We start from the raw sequence: 20,750 nt of genomic DNA on the forward strand, positions 1-20,750 counted from the left end.
CAATTACTTGCGATCAGACGCGTCTCGGTCCTGTGGGGTGGCGGATACTGACCTGCGATTCGGCAGGAGCCCTGAGTGGGCTTTTACCACGGGTGTGTGGATCTCAGGTGCTGAGAATCAATCACCGCACTGACGATCGCACGCGTAACCATCATTGTCCCGGTCAAGCTTTGACATGCCGTTTTTGAGATCGGATTGCGCCTGCTCGCAGGTGACGATATTGCCGTTGTCCGGTCCGACGTCATGCGTGCAGGTATAGGCGAAAGCCTGACCTGAGAGGAGGAATGCGACTGCGACGGACGTGATGAGAGTCTTCACTTTTTTGCCTTTCGTTTGGCTGTGAATGTTGCGCAAGTTGGCGCAAAGAGACAGCACCCGCTGAATCTGCGCCAAGACTAGATTTTCTTTTGCTTAGATAGTGGCGTGACGGACGCCGCGCTTGGTGCTACGTGCCAATCCCTTGCTGTTAACTGCCAAGGCGTGAAGTGGTGCGCCGCCCGCTCTGCCAGGACCTGAGCCGTCGTTGTTGAAGCGGGCAGATCGGGAGGGCCTAGGTAGGACATTTGTCCAGCTCGGACCCGGGGGATATTGCGAGCGAGTGGTAAGCCGAGATTGCCGATGCTATGAGGGCGGCGGGCTGGTTGGGTCGATCGCTTTAAAGACGAGCGCCGCTGCCGCCCCTCCGAGCAGTTCCGCAACGATGTAAAGCCAAAGGTTAGACCACGGCAGCATGCCTCGGATCGAGGCGCCGATCGCGACCGCCGGATTGAACGCCGCTCCGGATACTTGGCCGACGGCGAATGCGCCAGCCAGGACGGTGAAGCCGATAGCGAGGCCGAAGTAGGAATTCCCTTTTGTTGCGTCAACCGTAGCCACGTTCAACACGACGTACACCAGCGCAAATGTGAAAAGAAACTCGGCCAGAAACGCCCCAAGTACGGGAGCAACGAATGGACTAACCGCCGCGCCCTTAAGGGCGAAGCCGACGATCCACGCCGCAACGGCCGCGCCTAGCAACTGCGCGCCCCAGTATGGCAGTACGTCCGAGGCAGGACACCGCCCCCGCAGGAACACGCCTAGCGTGACTGCCGGGTTGTAGTGGGCACCCGAAATATGGGCCCCCGCATAGATCATCACCATCAGCACGCTGCCTATGGCCAACGGAGCAATTACGCCCTCAGCTGCCGCCATCCCGGTGCAGCCGATTGTCAAAACAAGAAAGAACGTCCCGATGAATTCTACGGCGTACCGGCGCATGGCGCGTCCTTTCGTCCTGATTGTCGAGCCAACTTCAAAGAATGACAAGGGTTGTCGTGGCGCGGCAGACGATTTCAAAGGTGTATTTAAAATACAACGCTTGCGTTAAGGGAACAAGCGCAGAAGGCGAGTTTTCGACTGACCAATCGTAAGGCGAACAACGCGAACATATATGTAGTGCGATCATCCTTTATGCTCTAAGGATTCGGCAGGACACATCTTTCGTAATGATGGGGTCAGGTGTTCGAGTCAGCTATGCGGCACCAATCAATTTCAAAGACTTAGCGTCTGTTTTCACTCTCAAGAGGCCAGCGATTTAGCGCTCGGGTAACGGCTCGGGTAACGGACATGCGGTTTCGTCGCCGACATCTAGTGGCAGCTGCGCGCAACTATTTGTCTGAGCAGCGTAAGCCTAACGCCTCGCAAATCTGTATGACCGGCGGCAGTACCTTATACTGCGGTGCTGCCCACCTTTGAGCGGTCGCACCTTTGATTTTTCAGTTTCGCACGCTCGAAGTGATAAGCCTGAGTTCGCAATGCGCCATATGATTAATTTAATCTTCAGGGCCTTTTTTAGAGGCCTGAACGGGCAGCCTTTCCGCCATTCGCCTCCTGTCAAATTTGTCGGCTACGGAAGCACAGAGACGGCGCTAGACGAGCAATCGCCCCGCCATTCGACTCCAGTCAAAGTCGTGGGGAACACAGATAAAAAGAAAGCGCTAAACGGCTATGCGGCAAGAGCGCTTATAGAAAGCTATCCAAAGGCTAAAGTTGTGTACGTCATCGATGGCGATACAGTCATCGTCACGAAGGGATGGGACAAAATAAAAATCCGGCTGGATTCGATCGATTGCCCGGAGGACGGCCAGCATTGGGGGGATACCGCTACATACGGTCTCAGAAAGCTGGTCGGTGGACGAAACGTGCATCTGGAAGCGCATGGGATAGACTGCTACGGGAGAACATTGGCTACAATCTATGTTAAATCCGCGAATGGCGAGGAGTGGATAAACGTCAATGAGCGGATGGTTACTCTTGGCCACGCATGGGTAATGCGCATGTTCTACGATCATTTGCCAAAAGACAGGCAAGGTAAGTTAAATCGCTTAGAGAACTGGGCCAGATCAAAGAAGGTTGGTCTATGGCGCACCCAAAACCCCATACCGCCATGGCAATGGCGCAACGGCAGTTGAGGTTTAGTCCAATCGCGTCCGACCGTCGCTTTGAGTTTTGGGCTGTAAACCGACAGGTTCCTCGCTTAGACCGGAAATTGTGGACCGCGACAGATGGAAGTGCATTTGAGTCAGTAATTTCAAACGCAGTTGACACGATTGGATGTTCAAACTGAACAAAACCAAATTTGCTTAGAGCTGCCAGCGGGCTTATTAGTAAATGCTGCTATCTGTGAGCGCTCCCATGAAGCACAATTACGGTAATACTGTTCAGACACTTGCCTTAGGTCCAACGGGTATGGGAGTGCCCGCTCGGTTGGCTTTGGACCATCTCGAACGAAAACACATCGATCCAGACCCGCTACTTAATCGGTGCGGATTGAAACGCGCTTCACTCGATGAACGCAAGCGCATCAACCTGGCCTCGCAGATCGCGTTTCTGAACGAAGTTGGCGGTGCCATCGGCAATGAGTGGTTGGGGCTGGATCTGGCCGATCAGGTTGATTTGCGCGAGATGGGGATGATCTACTACGTGGCATCGTCGTCGCATATTTTGGAAGACGCACTCCGCCGCCTGATACGATATGTGCGGTTGGGCAATGAGGCACTCGTGCTCCAGATGGACCAGGGAGCAATCTGCCGGATAACGCTTTCCTATTCAGGTGTTGCCCGCCACAGGGATCGCCATCAGACGGAGTTTCTGGCAATGGTGCTCCTGCGGCTGTGTCGCCAGCTTCTCGGCCAGCATATTGTTCCGGTGTCCGCGACTTTCGTCCATCACCGTATCGGCAATCTTGGTGCGATCCGGCAGAGATTTGGTTGTGATGTCGCGTTCGATGCCTATGCCGACCAACTGAGCTTCGATGGAGCCTTGCTGAAGAGACCGATCGTTGGAGACGACCCGCATCTCAACGAAATAATGGTCAAGCTCTGCGAGGATACGCTCGCTGCCCGGGCATCCAACGTCAGTCCGTTCCGCACCCTCGTCGAGAATACCATCGCCCCGCTTCTTCCTCACGCCGAGGCGAATGCGGCCATTGTGGCAAGGCGGCTAGGCTTAAGCGAACGGACGTTTGCCCGACGTCTGGCCGCGGACGGGGTTTCCTTCGGTGAGATCCTCGACGGCCTGCGCCATGAAATGGCGCTCAGCTATCTGCAAGATGGGCTTCAGGCCTCTCAGATCGCTTGGCTGCTCGGCTTTCATCAATTGAGTTCGTTCAGCCATGCCTGCCGTCGCTGGACAGGCAAATGCCCATCGGAACATCGGCGCGCCTACAAGCAAAGATTGGTCGCCTGAACTACGACCTTGCGGCGATGCAAATTGGTCTTTTGCCGGATAGAGGCAGCCAAAGTTTGTCTCTTTAAGCCAATGCTTTGCGCTTTGACGCCAACCCACTTGCAGATTTGACTGTGGCCACAATCTTTCCGTTCGAGTTGAGGAACGGGACAATCCTGAGCTTTGCTTCATTTCGAACACGCAATGCGAGCACGAAACCAGCATCACAGTGTTTGATAAGCAGTGGCCACAACTCGCGGCTATGCGCTGCTTGCACCGCAGCTGCCTCCCACGCGAAGACGGAAGCATCTCGCAATTTCGTTCGCGACGTCAATTACACGTAATCCGTTCAGGAACAGGGCTAAGAAAGCAAGTCGATGACAAATAAATTGGACGAGATAATGCAAATGATCCACGCCGCTGACAGGGCAGCGGAGTGGCGCTTCATGCAGGTTGGGCCGCTTGGCCGCTATCTGTCACTGGAGCATTCCATCACACCGACACTGCGCGGCGAAGAGGTCGGGATGCAGTGGGTGAAGAAACAGTGGGAGATCGCGGACGACTTTGACGCGGCCCATGCTGAAGAGCGTTACCGCAGGCCCATTAGGCGGCTGGCGGCGGCACCGTTTCCTGCCGCTGGATCCGGCTTCGATGCACTTGTTGCGCTGTTTCGTATTGCCCACGACAGCTCCTCCCATGAACCGCAAACGGATGAACTGGGAGAGTTCATCTGCATGCTCGGCATTGATGGTTATGAAGACGAAGAGCGCGCGGAAATCCTGCGCAATATCCCGTTGGAATTCGTCAATGGTTTTTGGACAGGCGTTAAGGAACGCTACGACGAATTCGCCGACGCTGGATAACTACTCGTCGCTGGGCAACACCAATCCGAACCCCGACAAGCTGGGTAAACAGAGACCGCGCGGATCACAGTTCGGCGTGAACTACGACTTCCTGCTCAACAACTAAAATAGGACAACGGGAGCAGCCTGGTGCCGATCCTTCCACCACACAAGGCACCGCAAAATGATAGCAATACTCTGGATCATGTTCGGCGTTCCTGCACAGGAAATCGGCGAGGTTTGCGGACTGGTTCATTCAGAGGTCGCTTACGGCATGAATTTGCTGAAGGATGTCGCCACGGCGTGGTGGGACACCTTCGGCGGAAGAGCGCAGAGCCTGCAGGGTGTCATGGCGGACAGTCGCAAGACCGCTGTGGCCGAAATGGAAGAACAGGCGCGCGCCATGGATGCCGATGCAATTGTTGGTCTGGCATTTCAGATCACCCAGATCAACACTACGAATGGAACCGGCATGGTGATCCTCGCTGCAACAGGTACCGGTGTTCGGTTTGCTGACAAAGAACACCCAAATTGCAAACGAGATCCTGAAGCTGCTCTGGGCGGATGCCGAAAAGCAGTGGTCGAACGCCAGGAGGCCGTCGTAGGGACAAAACTACAAACAAGAACAGTAGCCGACGGCGACTAGAGCAATCCGCGAAAGCATTGCACGAATCCACTATCCGGCCCTAACGGGTCGAGGTTTTGCGACACCTAGTGCGCTTGGTTTCGCCTGCAAGATCAGTAGCAGCTTCCTCCACCTGAGTATTATCGAACGTTTTGCTGATCAGCTCGGGGCGAAGCTCAGCATTTGAACTTCTCACTATTGCAGCACGACAACGGGAGTGCCGAGCCGCACCTCATTGTAGAGGTCGATGACGTCCTCGTTGAGCATCCGAATGCACCCTGACGACGCTTCCGTTCCGATCGTCCAGGGTTCCGATGTACCATGGATGCGGAAGAGCGTGTCGATGCCATTTTGATACAAATAAAGTGCCCGTGCTCCGAGCGGGTTTTGCGGTCCGGGTTCGATGCGACCGGGCAACTGCGGGGTTTGGCTGTGCATGTCGTCCGTCGGATACCAAGCTGGCCATTCGGATTTGCGGCCGATGGTTGCTTTCCCTGACCAGGCGTGGCCGCTGTCACCAACTGCGATTCCGTACCGGCGCGCCTTGCCGTCAGCGCTTATCAGAAAGAGAAGCTTTGCTTTGGTGTCGATCAAGACAGTACCCGCAGAATAGCCGGCAGGTGCCGCTACTGTCGCGGGCCTGAACTGCTGCGCAAACTTCCGCCTGTCGACTATTCTTACGGGATAGGGTTCGTTGGCATAAGTCTGGCTGTGCAACTCGACGTTCGACGCTCCCGGACTACCCGATGTGCACGCGATTAGAGCGGGCAGGATGATCACTGTCAGGGCAAGGTGAACGGCGAATTTCATCTTACCATTTAACCCGGAACCCCGCCGTGCCGTTGAGGGCGTAGCTGTCGCCAAAACCTTCGAGACTGGTGTTGGCCGAAAGCTCGCCATAGACGGAATACTTGTCGTCGTTCCAGTTGTAGCTGCCGCCGACGCCGACGCCGCCCCAGAACCTTTCTGGTCTGGTCTCGAACCTCGTGTCCGAGACATCGACATCTGTTTCGCCGAGGAACTCGTAATAGAGATTGGCGATGCCGTAGACATGGCTGCGTTTCGTCTTTCCCGATTCGTCCTGCCAGGTCTGATCGCGGTCCGCCGAGATGCCGATACGGCCTCTAAGGCTCTCTCCTTGGCCAAGCGAGACGTCCGCGCCGAATACATCGGTAAAGTCGTCGAAGTCGACATTGGCGTAGACGAGCTGCGCCTGCGGGGTGACCGTCCAGCTTTCGCTCACGTCGATCTTCTTGCCTGTCTCGACCGACAGCGCATAACCGAAGCCGTCGTTGCCGTCGGTGAGGCTGCGGTTTGCAGTATCGGAATCCAGATCGCTGCTGAACCACGTCAGCGAGGCTTGTCCGTCGACGTAGAAACCGTTCTGGGCAAGCCAAGTCAAAGTGCCGCCAAAACCATAGCCGTCAGTGTCGATAGTGCCCTCACCATAGATCGAGGTGACGTCGCTGTTGGCCTGTCCGTAATGGACCGTGATGCCGCCGATCAAACGGCCGCCGTCCTGGGCCTCGTAAAGGAGGCCGTCAAATCCGGCCTGCAGTTTCCACAGGTCGGTGTCGTAGTCGGTACCGCTGGTCGACTCGACCGGTTCGATGTTGAAGTGAGAACCCTCGATGCGGGTCCATATCCCGTTGTCGTCAAAGACCACCTGGCTGCCGTCGGCGTAGTAACTGGCCTGCTCGCTGGACACCCGGCATTTAAAGTTCTGCGCCGGATCCTTGCAGAATATCTCCTCCACCGGAGCCGGCTGTTGCCAGTAGCGGTTGCCGACGCGCTGCTGCATCGTCGGCACGCCGCCGAGCGCGAGGAGATTCTGCGCATAGACCTCGTAGAGCGGCACGCCCGCCTGATAGAGCGGAACGGGAGGGTCAGGATCGGGTCCGGGAGGCGTCGGACCCGGAGGCGTTGGTTCAAGCACGGAACGTAGATACCAGTTGTTGTCGGTGGCGTTCGCCCCGACACCGCCGTAATTGAGGGTGTAGGCAAAGGCACCGCCCACGACGGCCTGCTGGCCTTGTCTGGTGACATAGTCGCCAAGAAGGTTGAAAGCGGCCGGGTCCGAGGTTGCGCCGTTGATGGTGTCAACGACGAGGATGCCGTCGGCAACCGTGAGCGCTCCCGGTCCCGTGGTGTTCCTGACGATCACTCCGGTGCTGCCTGTCGCGGTGCCGCCGTCGATGATCAATCTGTCCGATGGAGAGCCATCAGCGCCGAGGTAGGTGTTGAAGGCGATCTGCCCGTCCTCGCCGACATAGTTGACCACTGTCAGCGTCTTGTAGCTCGACAAAAGTGTCGGGTCGCCGACAGGCGGCGAAAAGTCGATGAGGCTCGGATCATTCAGGAGATAAGTGAGATTGGAGTTGCCGGTCAGGTTCCAGACGCTGTTGTTTCGCATGATGACGTTGGAAACGCTGCCCGGTGCCGTGGATGCCGAGCCCGTCACCGTCGAACCGTCGAGGAGGATGTTGGCAAGACCCGGGGTGGCGGCAGGAGCTGCGGGAACAGGAAAAGCCGCTGGTGGCGATGGCAAGGGCGCGTCAGGATCAAGTGGGTCCGGTATCCCGCGTATCGGTGGCTGAGCCGCGCCGAGCAGGGGGAAATCGTCAATGGTGCCGACGCGCAGCCATTCTCCACTGCCGCCGGCAACCGAACCAGTGAGGGTGGCGTTTCCCGCGCCGGCTACGCCGACGGTGGGCGCACTGGCGTTGCGCAGTAGGCTGTCCGTAAAGATCGCGGTGGACACGGGGCCTCCTTCACCGACCAGGAAAAGGGCTGAAGCGTTGGCCCCGGTCGCGGTAACGCTTGCATTGTTGCCGACGATCAGTCCGCCGGCTTGCGCCACCGATCCGTGCGCGGCTGCACCCGTGGCGAGAACCGCGGTATCGTTCATGGTGACCGAAGTCGGATTGTCGCGGGACAACGCCCCATGTGCGCCTATGCCCTCGGTCGAGACGGTGCTTCGATTGGCGATCACGGCGGCTTCGCCGCGGCCAGAGATCGGGCGAGTACCATAGTCCCCGAGTGTTGCCCGCAAACCGACGGCTCCGGCACCATGGGTCGTAATCGCGCTGCCGTTGACAGTGAGCGTCGCCTTTTCCACGGGCACATCGTTGCGCGCCTGCGCTGCTGCGCCATGTGCGAATTCGCCGGACGTATCCACGGTCACGTCACTCGCGGTCAGGTTGGCCGGAAACTGCGCGCCAACCTGTTCAGTAATCGAGTACAGGCCAATGCTGCGGACCCCTAGCGTCGTGATAGAAATTCCCGTCAGAAACACTGAGCCTCCGTCGTCAGCGACCGCGCCCATCGAGGTAATGCCGGTGGTCAGGATCGTGGTGCCCGTCGAAGTGAGAAGGCCGCCCGGATTGCGTGCGCCGAGTGCATGCGGAAAAGAAGCCTGCCTGACCGCGTCCCCGGACGTCGTGACCGAGCCACCGTTGAGCGTGATCTGGCCGTTAAAATCGGCGAGCACCCCCATGGCGTTGTCTGGCCCAGAAGTCGAAATGACGACATTGTTGGCGACAATGGAACCACTGGCCGCGTACATGCCCGGAGCGTCCCGGCCTTCCGTCGTGGACGATCCGCCCGTCATGGTCGCCGCACCGGCTACAACGCGCAGTCCATAGCCAATTGCTCCGGTCGCCCTGATTGCCGTGTCCGTCAAATTGATCGATGAACCTGTGTCCTGTACTGAAACTGCGGAACTGAGCGAAGTGATTGTACTGTCCGAAATGTCAGCTTGGCCCCGGCCCGAAACGAATACCCCATTAGCGCGGGTCCCGCTGGCGGATATCGTTGTGTCGGATACTGTCGCTCGTGATCCGATGCCCTCGGCCGACAATCCGTGACCGCGCTGCCCGGTTGCCGTAATCGAGCTTCCGGACACCTCCAACAATCCACCTGAGAGCGCTCTTGCGGCCGAAGATGGATCGAAATCGCTACTTGCTGTACTGCTCGTGCTGATCGTGCTGCCGACAAGGGAAATGTGACCGCCGTCTTCTGCACGCGCACCACTTGCCAGCAGACCTGAAGTGCTCAAGAAGATGTCGTCGCCTTCGATGAAGCTTCCACTTCCGATCGCCAGCAGAGCATGACTTCCAAGTCCGGGCGCAACGATCTGCGCGCCTGTCGTAGTGACGCTAGTCCCGGTGCCGAGTGCGACGCGGCCGCTGTCCTGTGCAAGAACACCGTACGAGCCTCGTGACTGGGTTGTAATCGACGCTCCGGAGAAGTTGGCGACGCTTCCCGCCCCAGTTGCAACGAGGCCGTGGTTCCGATTGCCGTTGCCCCCGCTCAGCATGGTAATCGGCGTATTGGTGAGGGATAACGTTCCACCACCTTGGGCAATTGCACCGATCATGTCGTTGGCGGTAACGGTCCCTGATGGCGGACCCATTGTAACAGACGATCCAGTTGCGTTGATTGCACTCGCGACACCAACTGCGCGTAAACCTATCTGGGTCGCCGTGGTCGCCGTCGTCGTGGCGGTCGTCTGCAGCGTGCTCCCGTTGAAATTGATGGCGCTTCCGCTCTGGGCCAGCGCCCCGGTTGTCCCGGCAGCCCCAAGGTTGATAGTGACGCCATTGCTGGTGATCATCCCTAAGGGGCCGGACGCGTTTTCTCCATTGGTGTTTGCCGTCGTGACCGTAATGGTTGTTCCGGAAGGGACGGTGCAAGCGCTGTCGGCCGCGACTGCCGGACTGGGGCATGTTTGCGCGAGCGAAGTCGACGTAAAGGATGCTGCTGCGAGGATCGTCAAGGCAAAAAGGAAGAGGCTTTTCCGCGAACTCGCTTGTACTGCCTTCAGGAAGGCGTTCACGATCTGCCGTTGGAGTGAGTTCATTGCTTCCCCCCAAGAGATGCCAATGCACGAATCCACTTAGAGTAAAATGCTCTCTTTTTTAGGATCAGTCAAAATTGTTACGGTTACAGTCCTTTTGATTTACATCGGAAGTTTGCCTGCCCCGAGGGCTTCAACCCCGAGGTGCCAACGCATACACCCGGCTGATACGGATTGGACGAGCTTCATTTTGGATCGGCCAACCATCTCATGGACCTAGTCGCAATGAGGCCGCTTCGGCGACGCACACCTCAGGGATGGGCATTGCGCCTTCGGCGCGTACGATCGCAACTTCAGCCTTGGCGGCTTCCAAATCGGTTTCAAACGCCGGAACGGCGTGGAGCCTTGCAATTGTTGCGCCAGCCATTACGCGTCCCGCGTCGACATCGCTTTGCCAGTGAACGTTGCAAATGACCCTGCTTTCGCCAAAAGCCCATCCTCGTTGCAGGATGGCGTCGGCGCGATCAGGAAGGACCTCGGTCAAGATTAGTGCCCATCCCCAACCTACCGCGCTGTGCCCGGATGGATAAGAGCCGTCTTTGCGCAACATCGCCTCATCGTCTGGGGTACAGGCGGAGCCGTTGTGCATGGCAAATGGCCTGACGCGCTCATAGTGGGTCTTTGCCCGATAGGTCGAAAGACCGACATCAACGAAGGCCTTGTCGAGCAGCCCGTATAGGTGCGGCGTACGCTCTTTCGATATCGGCAGGTTTGCCGCACAGGTGGACGTTTCCGCAGCATGCGGAAAGTGGAGATCGGCATCGCTGACCGCCCGCGACCAGCGCGGCGTATCGCGAAGCTTGGCGGCAGCGTCACCTGCGGCCTCGTCACCCGCGAAGGCAGGCGAGCCAGGCGCTGGCGGTGGAGGCAGGAGAGCAAGACTGTCTGGTAGTCCCGTCGGGTCGAGGTATCCTCGCGGAGTACCGGGCGGGAACTCCAGACTGCCGACAGCAGCGGCACCAGACTGATCTGCGGACTGCGCAGCCAGCTCAGAAGGTATCACTGCGCCAGCCGCCAACAGTGCCCCTGCCATAAGGCATGAATGACGCCACCACATTAGCCGCTCCTCCCACCGTAGTGGTCCCTATTCCGCCCGATTACTCTACTGCCTTGATGTCCTCCAGTTTCCATGTCTTGTCGAAGTATGGCTCACTGGGACCATAGAACCGGAAGATAGGGAACCAGCCCTTGCCGGGAACGGTTTTAATCCAGTTGCCTTTTTCCTTTGGCTCATCAGGTCCAAAGGCTATGTCGACGGACCCATCCGAATTGATTTGTGGTTTTACGTAACTGCTGACGGATGGAAACGGCTGGCCGTTCTGCAACTCCGAACGGCTGAGTGCATCGTAGACAACGACCGACCAGAAATTGTTCGCTGGTATCTTGGAAAGGATGTGCAGCTTGTAGCTCTTTGCGCCGTCGAGGAAGTTGCCTTCGGCATCGCGGTAGGTCCACAGGTATTGCGAACCCTGACCGACGTTCTTGGCCATCATCGCCGGTGAGTTGCCGGCGGCCATGTAGTAGACATTGTTACGCGCATCGATTTGCGGCGCGCCGTCCTTGCTGAACGTGTAGGTCATGCCCTCCTGTATCCCCTGCCACTTGCGGTCGGGGTAATAGAACACGCCGGGGGAAGAAGACGCGTAGGTGTTGGCCCGGGCCATGGCTCCACCAAGACGCGCTGCTTCACTGAGAAGCGCCTTCATCTTTTCATCGGGATTGAACGGTTTGCCCTTCTCGATGCCGATGGCCATCATCATCGACCGCTCCAGCGGGCCGAAATTTTCGGCAGGTTCCTCCTCGACAAGCTGTGCCAGAAGTTCGAAGAAATGCAAGTTGTCGGGAAATACCGTGTTGATGTCCTTGTTTGACCCGTTGAGGAACTCCATTTTCGGCGGCGAGGATGCCTTGGCGAGCGGATAGACTTTGATCTTTTTCATTAGTCCGACAGCCTGATCGGTCTTGCCATCGACCTGAAAGCCGCGCAGTCCCAACGTCACCGAATATGTCGGAGATCGTTTGACGAAATACCCCTTCGGGACCTTGCCTTTGAAACCGGGCGGCAGCACAAGAAACTTGCCGCCTTTGCCCTTGTCGTCCCCAAGCGGGCCGACATCCGCGACATAACGCTGGAGCCCGTCCTGAAGGAAACCGAGCATCTTGGCCGGAGCTTCGACGACCGTCGGCCCATCCGCCTTCAAATCGAGGTGGGACAACGCGTAAACCGTTTCAGTATTTGCTGTCAGAAGCACCGTCTTGGCGTCCATCAAATTTTCCCAGACCACAACCTGCGTCGGTTTTCTGGCTCCGAACGCACGCAGACCCTCACGAAGTCCGATCTCGCTGACTGGCATTAACTGAGTAAGATAGACCTCTATCGCCTGATTGAGCTTGCGAAGATCGAGCAGACGCTGGGCGGCGTCGCCGACCGGGTAACCACCCTTGAACTCGAAATCGCCGGAACGTGTCTTCAACGTCTCGGCCCCGAGCCAACCGTAAGGGTTTTGTTCCTGTGCCTGCGTGGGCAGGCTTAAGCAAATCGTGCCCGCAATGACAACAGCCGCACCGAGTGGATACAATCGCATCACCAAACCCCTCCATGTCCTTGCAGCACCATGTGACTGCAAATGCAGATAGGACGACAGTACGTTACGGTTACATTCATCGACGTTTCGAGTGTCTCCTTTGGCAAAGAGCGGTCAACCCATGTGCCGCCGCAACTGAAGCTACGTCAGCCGTCGTCTATGGTCATTACCAGTTTATTTAGTCGACCGAAATCCATATTCGGACGCTCGTTTTGCTTGCGGTTGACGAAGCGCCTATTGCTGGTTGACCCTGTTTCGGACAGCGTCGTCGTCAGTCACCGCGACGTCACGGAAATAATGGCATCTGCCAAGAAAAAGAAAAATAAAAGGGGCGCCAAAAAAATGAAACGCATTGTAGCGGCCTTCGCCGCCGCAGCATTGGCCAGCACCAGCCATGCTGCAACCTTCACTTCTATTTCAGATGAAATACTGCTCATGGATGGCGAGATCGTCGAAGGCGATAACGTGCGACTGATTGCAGCTGTTACCGCTGCCAATGAGGCGGGCAACGCCATTCAGTCGCTGCCGCTCAACTCGCCTGGTGGCAATGTCGGCGCTGGGGTCAAGCTGGCCTATGCAGTGCATCTGCTCGGTCTTAAAACTGCCGTAACGAGTGGTGATCGCTGCAACTCAATGTGCCCGCTGGTGTGGGCCGCAGGAGCGAAGCGCTACCATATGGCAGGGGCGCGTATCGGCGTACACTCGGCCTCCAGCTACGGTGCAGCCTCGGACGGCAGTGGAGTCATGGCCTACGAGGGTGAATCCGCCAAGGCAACAACACTTGAAATGGCGCGGCTTGCCAAACTCTATGGCATGCCTGACAGCGTCATTGCCAAGATGGTCACTACTCCCGGCGATCAGATGGCGTGGCTTAACAGCGATGAAGTGGCAGGTTTCTCCGAGTTCATCAGCGATACGCGGAAAGAGGAGGCAATGCGCCCGCCGACTACCACAGCAGCCATTGTACCTGTACTGCCTAAGCCCTCCTACGCGCCTGATCGCAGCGACTGGACGATGACCTGCCAGTCTGTCACCTCTGGCAAGACCTACGAAGTATCGTTGTTCAACAACGGCAAAATCGTCGTTGGCCCCAACACCTACAGCTATGACGGCAATTGGGCGAAGAACGGTGCTGGCTCGTATCTGGCCAAGGGCAAGACGCGCTATGGCCACTTCGTCGCCGTGTTCCATTCGACCAGTCCGCAGCCCTACGTCGCCTTCGTCAACAACAAGGGCGAGCGGGTCAAGGACTGGTGTCGCTGACGCATGGCCTGCTCGGCATAACCAGCTTCCTCTGTCTCGTGGGAGGGTGATCCGGCGTTTGGGGGTTACCGCCCAAATGACCGTGCGGGTCCTAGCCGCGACCGTGCTCTCGGCCTAGCCCGCGTTATCGACGGCGGAAACCGCGCTTTTCAGCACGTTCTGAACCGTCGCCACGCTGAAACCGACGCTCTTCGCGATCGAGCGAAAGGTTTCGCCGGCAGACCGGCGCGCTTGGATGTCGCTGGCAATCGTTTCCGTAACCGCCTTGGGTCGACCGCCGGTTCGCCCTTCGGCCTTGGCCCGTGCAATGCCTTCCATCTGTCGCTCGCGCCGGATGGCCGTCTCAAACTCAGCAACAGCCGCGAGCACCTGAAGCTGCAGTTTGCCGGCCGGCGTCGTCATGTCGAGGCTTTGGTCCAAAGCCTTGAAGGCGACGCCCTTGTCCCGCATTTCCCGAACGATGTTGAGGAGATCAATGGCCGAGCGCGCCAGGCGATCAAGCTTCGTTACCAAAAGCGTGTCACCCTCCCGCACATAGTCCAGGCATTTTTTCAGCTCGTCCCGCTCGCGATCGACGCCCGAGCGCTTCTCCTGGAAAATTTTGGTCGCACCGGCCGCTTTCAGCCGGTCCACCTGTCCCCCATGATCCTGCCCGACGCTGGACACGCGCGCATAACCGATGATCTGCATTGTTGTACACTTCCCTCTAAAAGATGACTGAACATATGATTAGTGTACGCAAAGAGTACACGCAAGGGGTTATGTGCTAAAAAGTGTACTTTAGTGTACGTGTTAATCGTGCTTAAATGTCCGGCGCATTTAGCTGAGCAGATCAGGCTTCGAAAACCTTTTCTGTACTAAATGGGACCCTCGCGCCTTTCAGTTCTCGCGCCAGCAGGCCCTTCCATGCCCCAGCCGCAACTCCCATTATCCTACCTAAAGTCGTAGGCCAATTTTTTTCTAAAGAGCGCAACCCAATGGCTGACGCTACTACCAACCGTTGATGCGACCGAGCGGTTCGACACCGTCCAGCGTGCGTAGGATGGGCTGGCATACGGCGCCATCAAAGGTCAGTCGGAGGTGGTGAACGACGAGTCGCTACCCGGCATTGCTGGTCAACATCGCCATCCACTTTGACGAAGAAGCTAAAGAGCTGAAGCGGAAGCCAGGGCTGTCGGCCGCGCAGGAGCCCTTAGCAGCCAAGCCGCACAGCTCGGCGCATCTGCCCTCGGCCATCACTTCTATTTCGATGAAGAAACCGCGCACTACAGCGTCTATTGTTTTTCGAGCCGCGAGAATGCTGAGGTGTTTCAGGCGGCCTGGTGCGCGGAATGGCTCACTCCCGAGGACAGGAAGAGGAGCCGTTGGCGTCCACGAAGTCCAATAACCCGTTCGATATGATCAAGGATATCGAGGCTTATCGTCGCTATTGAATCTTTGCCCGACAACATCCATTCGATGTAGAATGGGAATCCCCAGCCAATTTGTTGACACGTTCGCAACGAGGCATTGCAAATGAAACGCTTTCCTGTCGTAGCTATCGCCGTTGCTGTCAGCACCATATGGGCCATGCCCACCTGGGCGAAGGACACTTCGTTCGCATTAAAAGGGAAGTATCAAGGTAAAGAGTTTTTTATAGATAACCTATCATTTGACGAATGTGCGAAGATGCTCGCCCTGCCTATCGTGGAACTAAAACGCGCGGACGGTGCCCGACAGATCGTGCCCAGCAATGATGTCGAAAATCGTCAGTGCATCGCAACAACTACAAGTGAAGAACCGGATAGCATTAAGCGTTTCATCGGTTTTCCACCCGTTAAAGTATACAACGAAGGAGGTGCTTATGGCGGACGCATTCAGGTTGGCGACGGGCCAAAGGTTGACCTGAACATGGCGGCTGACTCCTGGTCCTGGGAAGACGAAGGACACTCATACTATTTGGTCGATAATCTCTCTGTTACCGACAAAAAAACCGGTAAGGATACCTGCTATCAGGAAGACCCGCCGCAATTTCCCTGCGATGTGAATCCGGTCGAGAAGCTCTCAAAGGAAGAAGAGGCCAAGATGGATAACGCGACTTGGTGCTCGCCTGGTATTGAGAACGCTTATTTCCTCAATTCGCCTAATACGAAAGACATCAATTCCGATTGGGCGAATGGTGCACCGGGTATGGCTTCCGTGCGACTTGACGAAACAAAGAAGACCAAGCAGGGCACTTTCTTCGCGGGCCCAGCGTATAAGAATGGGCGGATGTACGACAAGATTTGGATTTTCGCAAAAGACTGGCACTGCACCCCACCAGCTAAGAATAAGGCGTCCTCCAAATGAGGCTGTCATGAAATACGCTACGAGAGCCTGTGCCGTCCTTGCGAGTGTAGCTGCAAGCACTGCTGTTCTTGCTCAAGAGCCGGCTAGGCTTGCGACTCCCGAAGAGATCGCCGAAATGCCTTATATCAAGGCGTTCGCGTACATGACGGCAATCAATGAATATTGCTTTCAAGATAAGCCGTTGAAGCCGACAGACGTGGGTTGGGCTGCGGGAATGCAGGCAAAACTAGACCCTGCTTCGAAGGACGATCCAATTGCCGCTGTTACGGCGGCGATAACAAGGGCGACCGCGCAAGTTTCTGGTGACTATGCCGCTTGTGCGCCAGCCATCGCCTTTGTCGGCCGTGTAGAAGCGAAATTGAAGGCAGGTGGCGCGGAAGAACTGCGGGGATTTATCACCGCAAAGGCGGACAACCAAGTAGCGAACGAGGAAAAGAAGAAAGCCGACGAAGCCCGCGCAGACCGGTTGAGAGCATGCCGCATGGCAGAAAACGACGCCGCAGTCGCCAATGTAGTCGTCATTCACGACATCCGCCCACGTGTCGCCGCCTGCGTTGACATTCTCGGCCCGGACGCCCTTACCAAAGTTGATGCACGCATCGAACGCCTCAATGTTGAGAAGTTGGAAGCGGACAAGCAGGCGGAGCAGTTGCGCCTCGATAGTTGTAGGATCACCACAGAGAACGCCAAGGCGGCGTTGGCGCAAAAGGGCTACGATAAACCGTGGGACTCTTTCAAAGTGATGCTGCAAAATTGTAACGCGGACGATGTCGTTAAACAGATTGAAGCACGTATGAAGGCCCCCAAAAAATCGAAATAAACCGCGCCCGCCGCCTCAACAAGTCGGACACTTACAGTAACGAATTTGATTGCTTCGAAATTTAGAGACAGCTCCCTTACATTGCGGCCATGTATGAGGATTATCACCCATTCAAGAACGTCCAGGTATTCGGTCGCAAGCCAGGCCAGCTTGTCAACGTCACGTCTGCCTATGACGCGGCTGTAAAACGAGGAATATTTCGATGAGATGGCGAAGGCAGCGCGCGCTATCGACAAGTCTTTTGAACGTGCACGCGGCGTGCACTAATTGGTGGCCAAAGCCGGTACACTTGTCATTTTATCAGGCCGAATGCGGGGCAAAAACACCTTCACGTTGTGTGCACTGATCCGTGCGATCAGGGTAAACAGGTGGTAGTTTCGATAACTACATAGACCAATAATCTTTGCGAAGCGACTTGCATCCTAGACGTTCTTGATCCCCCATTCGTAAAGCTTCAATCTTGGGTCATGTACCGAAAGGCGCATATCGAAGAGGCAGCTGATCTCGACAACGGTGTAAAAATTGGCGAGTTCATCCCCAAAGAGGATGTGAGCGCTGCTGTGCTAGACCGTGTCGTTGCTGGCCTGTGCTTGAGCCCTCATACCAAGCGGTATGTGAAAAAATACATAGGGTGTTGATCCGGCTTAGGGCGTTTTTCGACGGGGTCTTGACGCAGCAGACGCCCGAGTGAGACGAGGACGTAAACCTATAAATCCGTACTCAAAAGAGACGTTCCCAATCCCATTGCAACAGCCGCCAAGCCGATGAGGTCAAACGTAAGGCCGCGAATTGCGATCGAGAAAAGGCCGATGGCCAGCAAAATGCCGCACCAGAATGTGAGAGTTGCGTAGCGCACGGTATCAAGCTTGCACGTCTTAAAAAGATACTGTGTTGCTGCAATCGCGACGGCTCCGCACACAATTCCACGCAACAATTCCGGGAACCAAAGGTTCACAAAACTATCGAAAAACGGGACCCAGGAACCTCCGGTGTAGGATGCTAAGAAGTACTTATAAATAACAACAACGATCCCTGCGGGAATTGTCCCTACCAATACCATCACAATCGCAAACGGTATCGCGAAAGCCGTCCGGTCTTTTGATTCAATAACGTTATTGTTATGCATTCTTGCCCCCGAAACTAAACTCCCGAAAGCATTCATCGCACGACTAGCACTCGTATGAAATTCAGCAATTCGGCTAATCACCAGCTACTTAGCCGCCGTCCCGCAGGTGGCACGCCCGCTTGATCTATTCAAGCGGGTCACCTTGTCCCAACTGATGAGGCGGGTAACCCTCTCACAGGGTCGAAATGGTGCTACCATTTTTTGGAAGGTGTTGCATTGGGGGTAGCGTTGAAGATCAATCTAAAATCAATAACCTTTTTGAGCGCTGTTGTTACACTCATGACTTCAACGGCCTATTCTCAAACCCAAGGCAGCGTCGAGCAAGCTCTCGGTGCATTGGTCGGCACCCTCGACGTTCATATGGAGCCTCTTATGAGCGGGGGTAAATTGAGCGGATGCCAACTGGTGTATAACGCAATCGCGCAAGACTTTACCTATGGGCAAGGCACATTCATGCGAATTGCCGGGAATGTCGTCATCGTAAAGATCAAAGACGCGTTTGGCAGCAATCTTAAGGTGGTGGTACTGGATATCGATCCAACAAACTTATCTACTAGTCCGTCTCCTCCTAGCAGTGCATATACTGTCGATGATGAATATCAGACCAAACTCGCCAGTATGGTTTCCAGAGCACCTTCCGATACTCCAGGAGCCCTGTTCTCTATTTTCCACCTTTGGCCAACGATGGAAATGGTTGTGATGCACGTGCGAAGGGCAAATTGACTATTGCCTTCAATCGCGCTGGTGGTGACACTGACATTCAAATTCCAATTGAGTGAATGTTAAAAGCATGTCCGACACCGGCGAGCGTCAGAGATCAAACGAAGCCGTCGATAATTTTACGGCCTGCTTACAGGCATTGGGCCGGTGAGACTGAAAGCGAGAGATAAATTTGACCACAATCCGTGATCCAAAAGACGGCAAATTGCTGTTTATAGCCGACAATCTGCCTCGAATAGACGAGGAAGACCAACGAAAGCTTGGATTGTTTGAACGGCTCTGGGAGCGCTGGAGAAATCGCCATCTCTATCGTGCAGTGGCAAAAGTCGGAAAAGCAGACAATCAAAAGCGGAATTGATTGAATTCCTAGGGGTAGGTCGAGAACGGGGGAGGCAGGCAGCAAGGAAGATGGCTGGATGCCATGCCCTAATGCGTCGAAATGCTTGTTCGGGCGTAGGCGCGATAAGCAAAGAGCGCGGATGCCACCAAATCTAATGGAAACCAAATCTCTCGCGACAGGTAAACCGGCAGGAATGGGTTGAAGACTAGTGCGATAAAAAATAGACCGTAGGTCAACTTTTCATCGCATCGCGCCTTTGACTGGACCCCACAATACACGCCTGCTGCAAATACCCCCAGACGCAAAGCTTGGTAATATGCATATGGCCAGGGCAGGACAGCTGCAGCAAGTCCCACAGCGGCGCATGTGGCTACGATACGCATCATCCTCGCACCTTCTCGATTGTTGCACTCGCAGCCGTAACCAGCAGTCCTGCGATTATGAACGCCAATAACGGGAAGAACACCGGAACCACGGCCCAGAGTGGCCAATCCCAAGCATAATAAGCACCATAGCCGCCGACGATCATGCCTGCAGAAATTAAAAAGCCGGATCGAAAGACTAGCGCAGCAGCAAAAAACAGTGCCGATACCCACCAGCCCCGCCACCCAAACCACTCATAGGCACCCACCTTAAAGGCGGCTGCGTAAAACCCCAACGCGGCGATAGCGATGACAATTACGCCGAGCACCCCAACAACGCCCAAAATGGAAGTGACGAGATTTTTCATGATTGTCCCCCTAAGCCCCGTAAGAAGCTCGCGTAAGTTCAGGACGTTATCAAGGGGTGCTCGGTCTTATTCGCAAAGATTTTTTCGCTGCCTCCACAACGTCACAAAGCCTAAGATAGAGCCTCGGAGTGCCCCGGGGGTGCCCCATGAACAAACTATCATTTTCACTAACACATTGAAGTCATTATGTAAATTTGGTGGAGCCAAGCGGGGACTAATCTGCAATCTAAAATACCAATAAAATCAATGATCTTATTAGCCATAAGTTTGATTTTGTGTACCAGAACTATGTACCAGTTTTGTTGTCTTGCCGGTCAAGACAGCCGGTGAGCCAATTAGGTTGGGCAACGAGCTTGCTTCCAAGCAATTGATTTAAAAGGGTAGATGGCAGCTGAAGTTGGCGTTGCCTAGAATCACCAAAGTGGACATTATGGACACAGTATGAGCGGGGATGATGCCTGTGAAAACCATGTCAGCGAGAGATGCGAAAAACGCCTTCGGTCTCCTCCTAGATACGGCTCGCGCTGAACCCGTGAAAGTCGAAAAGCACGGTCGGCCGGTTGTTGTCGTCCTGAGCGTTGAGGAATTGAACGGATGAAGTGGCGTGGCCTGCGGACATCCGGCGGCAAGATTGGCGGTGGCATAAATGGCCAGGCAGGGGAACCATGATTCATGAGACTGAGGACGGACCGGCGATATTAAGCGAGCGATGGTCACTGTCAGCTGGCCGCCTCACCGTTGCCCGGTCGGCAGGGGTCTGAATTGCCGCGTCGCCGTCAACCATATCCCGTTGTCGATGTTTTCGCCG

General features: G+C 55.9%; 19 protein-coding genes. 9 read left to right on the top strand and 10 right to left on the bottom strand.

What is annotated here, in order from left to right; translation table 11 throughout:
* Positions 1-117 precede the first annotated feature (117 nt).
* Together AC1DNI_RS09845 and AC1DNI_RS09850 are read right to left on the bottom strand one after the other, a co-directional pair.
* Positions 118-318, bottom strand: a complete 201-nt coding sequence (locus AC1DNI_RS09845; RefSeq protein WP_477691745.1) for a hypothetical protein — start codon at positions 316-318, stop codon at positions 118-120.
* 303 nt (positions 319-621) lie between these two features.
* The gene (locus AC1DNI_RS09850; protein WP_477691746.1) at positions 622-1,257 is read right to left on the bottom strand and encodes an MIP/aquaporin family protein; all 636 of its coding nucleotides are present in this window, start codon (positions 1,255-1,257) and stop codon (positions 622-624) included.
* Positions 1,258-1,793: 536 nt separating this feature from the next.
* On the opposite strand from AC1DNI_RS09850, the gene AC1DNI_RS09855 reads away from it, so the two are divergent.
* The 4 genes from AC1DNI_RS09855 to AC1DNI_RS09870 all read left to right on the top strand — a co-directional run bounded on the left by AC1DNI_RS09855 (position 1,794) and on the right by AC1DNI_RS09870 (position 5,193).
* Positions 1,794-2,450: a thermonuclease family protein gene (locus AC1DNI_RS09855; protein WP_477691747.1), complete on the top strand. Its 657-nt coding sequence runs from the start codon at positions 1,794-1,796 to the stop codon at positions 2,448-2,450.
* A gap of 223 nt (positions 2,451-2,673) precedes the next feature.
* A complete protein-coding gene (locus AC1DNI_RS09860; RefSeq protein WP_477691748.1) occupies positions 2,674-3,726 on the top strand; it encodes an AraC family transcriptional regulator in 1,053 nt (350 codons plus the stop codon).
* 356 nt (positions 3,727-4,082) lie between these two features.
* Complete coding sequence (locus tag AC1DNI_RS09865; protein WP_477691749.1) at positions 4,083-4,568, top strand: hypothetical protein; 486 nt, start codon at positions 4,083-4,085, stop codon at positions 4,566-4,568.
* A gap of 163 nt (positions 4,569-4,731) precedes the next feature.
* Positions 4,732-5,193, top strand: coding sequence for a YbjQ family protein (locus AC1DNI_RS09870; RefSeq protein ID WP_477691750.1), 462 nt, complete (start codon positions 4,732-4,734; stop codon positions 5,191-5,193).
* Positions 5,194-5,367: 174 nt separating this feature from the next.
* On the opposite strand, the gene AC1DNI_RS09875 is transcribed toward AC1DNI_RS09870, so the two are convergent.
* The 4 genes from AC1DNI_RS09875 to AC1DNI_RS09890 all read right to left on the bottom strand — a co-directional run bounded on the left by AC1DNI_RS09875 (position 5,368) and on the right by AC1DNI_RS09890 (position 12,615).
* On the bottom strand, positions 5,368-5,982 hold the full coding sequence (locus AC1DNI_RS09875) for a L,D-transpeptidase (RefSeq protein ID WP_477691751.1): 615 nt from the start codon (positions 5,980-5,982) through the stop codon (positions 5,368-5,370).
* A 1-nt stretch (position 5,983) separates the two neighbouring features.
* Positions 5,984-10,033, bottom strand: coding sequence for an autotransporter outer membrane beta-barrel domain-containing protein (locus AC1DNI_RS09880; RefSeq protein ID WP_477691752.1), 4,050 nt, complete (start codon positions 10,031-10,033; stop codon positions 5,984-5,986).
* Between the two features lie 205 nt (positions 10,034-10,238).
* Positions 10,239-11,033, bottom strand: coding sequence for an acid phosphatase (locus AC1DNI_RS09885; RefSeq protein ID WP_477691753.1), 795 nt, complete (start codon positions 11,031-11,033; stop codon positions 10,239-10,241).
* Positions 11,034-11,127: 94 nt separating this feature from the next.
* Complete coding sequence (locus AC1DNI_RS09890; protein WP_477691754.1) at positions 11,128-12,615, bottom strand: DUF1254 domain-containing protein; 1,488 nt, start codon at positions 12,613-12,615, stop codon at positions 11,128-11,130.
* Between the two features lie 297 nt (positions 12,616-12,912).
* Here AC1DNI_RS09890 and AC1DNI_RS09895 point away from each other — a divergent pair, with 297 nt between their 5' ends.
* Entirely contained in the window at positions 12,913-13,878 is a 966-nt protein-coding gene (locus tag AC1DNI_RS09895) for a COG3904 family protein (RefSeq protein WP_477691755.1), read from the top strand.
* Between the two features lie 114 nt (positions 13,879-13,992).
* On the opposite strand, the gene AC1DNI_RS09900 is transcribed toward AC1DNI_RS09895, so the two are convergent.
* Positions 13,993-14,568, bottom strand: a complete 576-nt coding sequence (locus AC1DNI_RS09900) for a recombinase family protein (protein WP_477691756.1) — start codon at positions 14,566-14,568, stop codon at positions 13,993-13,995.
* Between the two features lie 825 nt (positions 14,569-15,393).
* Here AC1DNI_RS09900 and AC1DNI_RS09905 point away from each other — a divergent pair.
* Positions 15,394-16,206, top strand: a complete 813-nt coding sequence (locus tag AC1DNI_RS09905) for a hypothetical protein (protein ID WP_477691757.1) — start codon at positions 15,394-15,396, stop codon at positions 16,204-16,206.
* Between the two features lie 115 nt (positions 16,207-16,321).
* Positions 16,322-17,026: a hypothetical protein gene (locus AC1DNI_RS09910; protein ID WP_477691758.1), complete on the top strand. Its 705-nt coding sequence runs from the start codon at positions 16,322-16,324 to the stop codon at positions 17,024-17,026.
* A gap of 706 nt (positions 17,027-17,732) precedes the next feature.
* Here the strand turns inward: AC1DNI_RS09910 and AC1DNI_RS09915 are convergent.
* The gene (locus AC1DNI_RS09915) at positions 17,733-18,152 is read right to left on the bottom strand and encodes a hypothetical protein (protein WP_477691759.1); all 420 of its coding nucleotides are present in this window, start codon (positions 18,150-18,152) and stop codon (positions 17,733-17,735) included.
* A 228-nt stretch (positions 18,153-18,380) separates the two neighbouring features.
* Between AC1DNI_RS09915 and AC1DNI_RS09920 the strand changes: the two genes are divergently transcribed.
* Complete coding sequence (locus AC1DNI_RS09920; RefSeq protein ID WP_477691760.1) at positions 18,381-18,875, top strand: hypothetical protein; 495 nt, start codon at positions 18,381-18,383, stop codon at positions 18,873-18,875.
* A 423-nt stretch (positions 18,876-19,298) separates the two neighbouring features.
* Here the strand turns inward: AC1DNI_RS09920 and AC1DNI_RS09925 are convergent, their stop codons facing one another.
* Together AC1DNI_RS09925 and AC1DNI_RS09930 are read right to left on the bottom strand one after the other, a co-directional pair.
* The gene (locus tag AC1DNI_RS09925) at positions 19,299-19,598 is read right to left on the bottom strand and encodes a DUF6804 family protein (RefSeq protein WP_477691761.1); all 300 of its coding nucleotides are present in this window, start codon (positions 19,596-19,598) and stop codon (positions 19,299-19,301) included.
* Positions 19,595-19,942 carry a hypothetical protein gene (locus AC1DNI_RS09930; protein WP_477691762.1) on the bottom strand — a complete coding sequence of 116 codons (348 nt, stop codon included), beginning with the start codon at positions 19,940-19,942 and terminating at the stop codon, positions 19,595-19,597. Before AC1DNI_RS09930 ends, AC1DNI_RS09925 begins: the two co-directional genes overlap by 4 nt.
* A gap of 469 nt (positions 19,943-20,411) precedes the next feature.
* On the opposite strand from AC1DNI_RS09930, the gene AC1DNI_RS09935 reads away from it, so the two are divergent.
* Positions 20,412-20,540 carry a type II toxin-antitoxin system prevent-host-death family antitoxin gene (locus AC1DNI_RS09935; RefSeq protein WP_477691763.1) on the top strand — a complete coding sequence of 43 codons (129 nt, stop codon included), beginning with the start codon at positions 20,412-20,414 and terminating at the stop codon, positions 20,538-20,540.
* The last annotated feature ends 210 nt before the right edge of the window (positions 20,541-20,750 follow it).

The organism is Phyllobacterium sp. 01N428 (genome assembly GCF_056399405.1).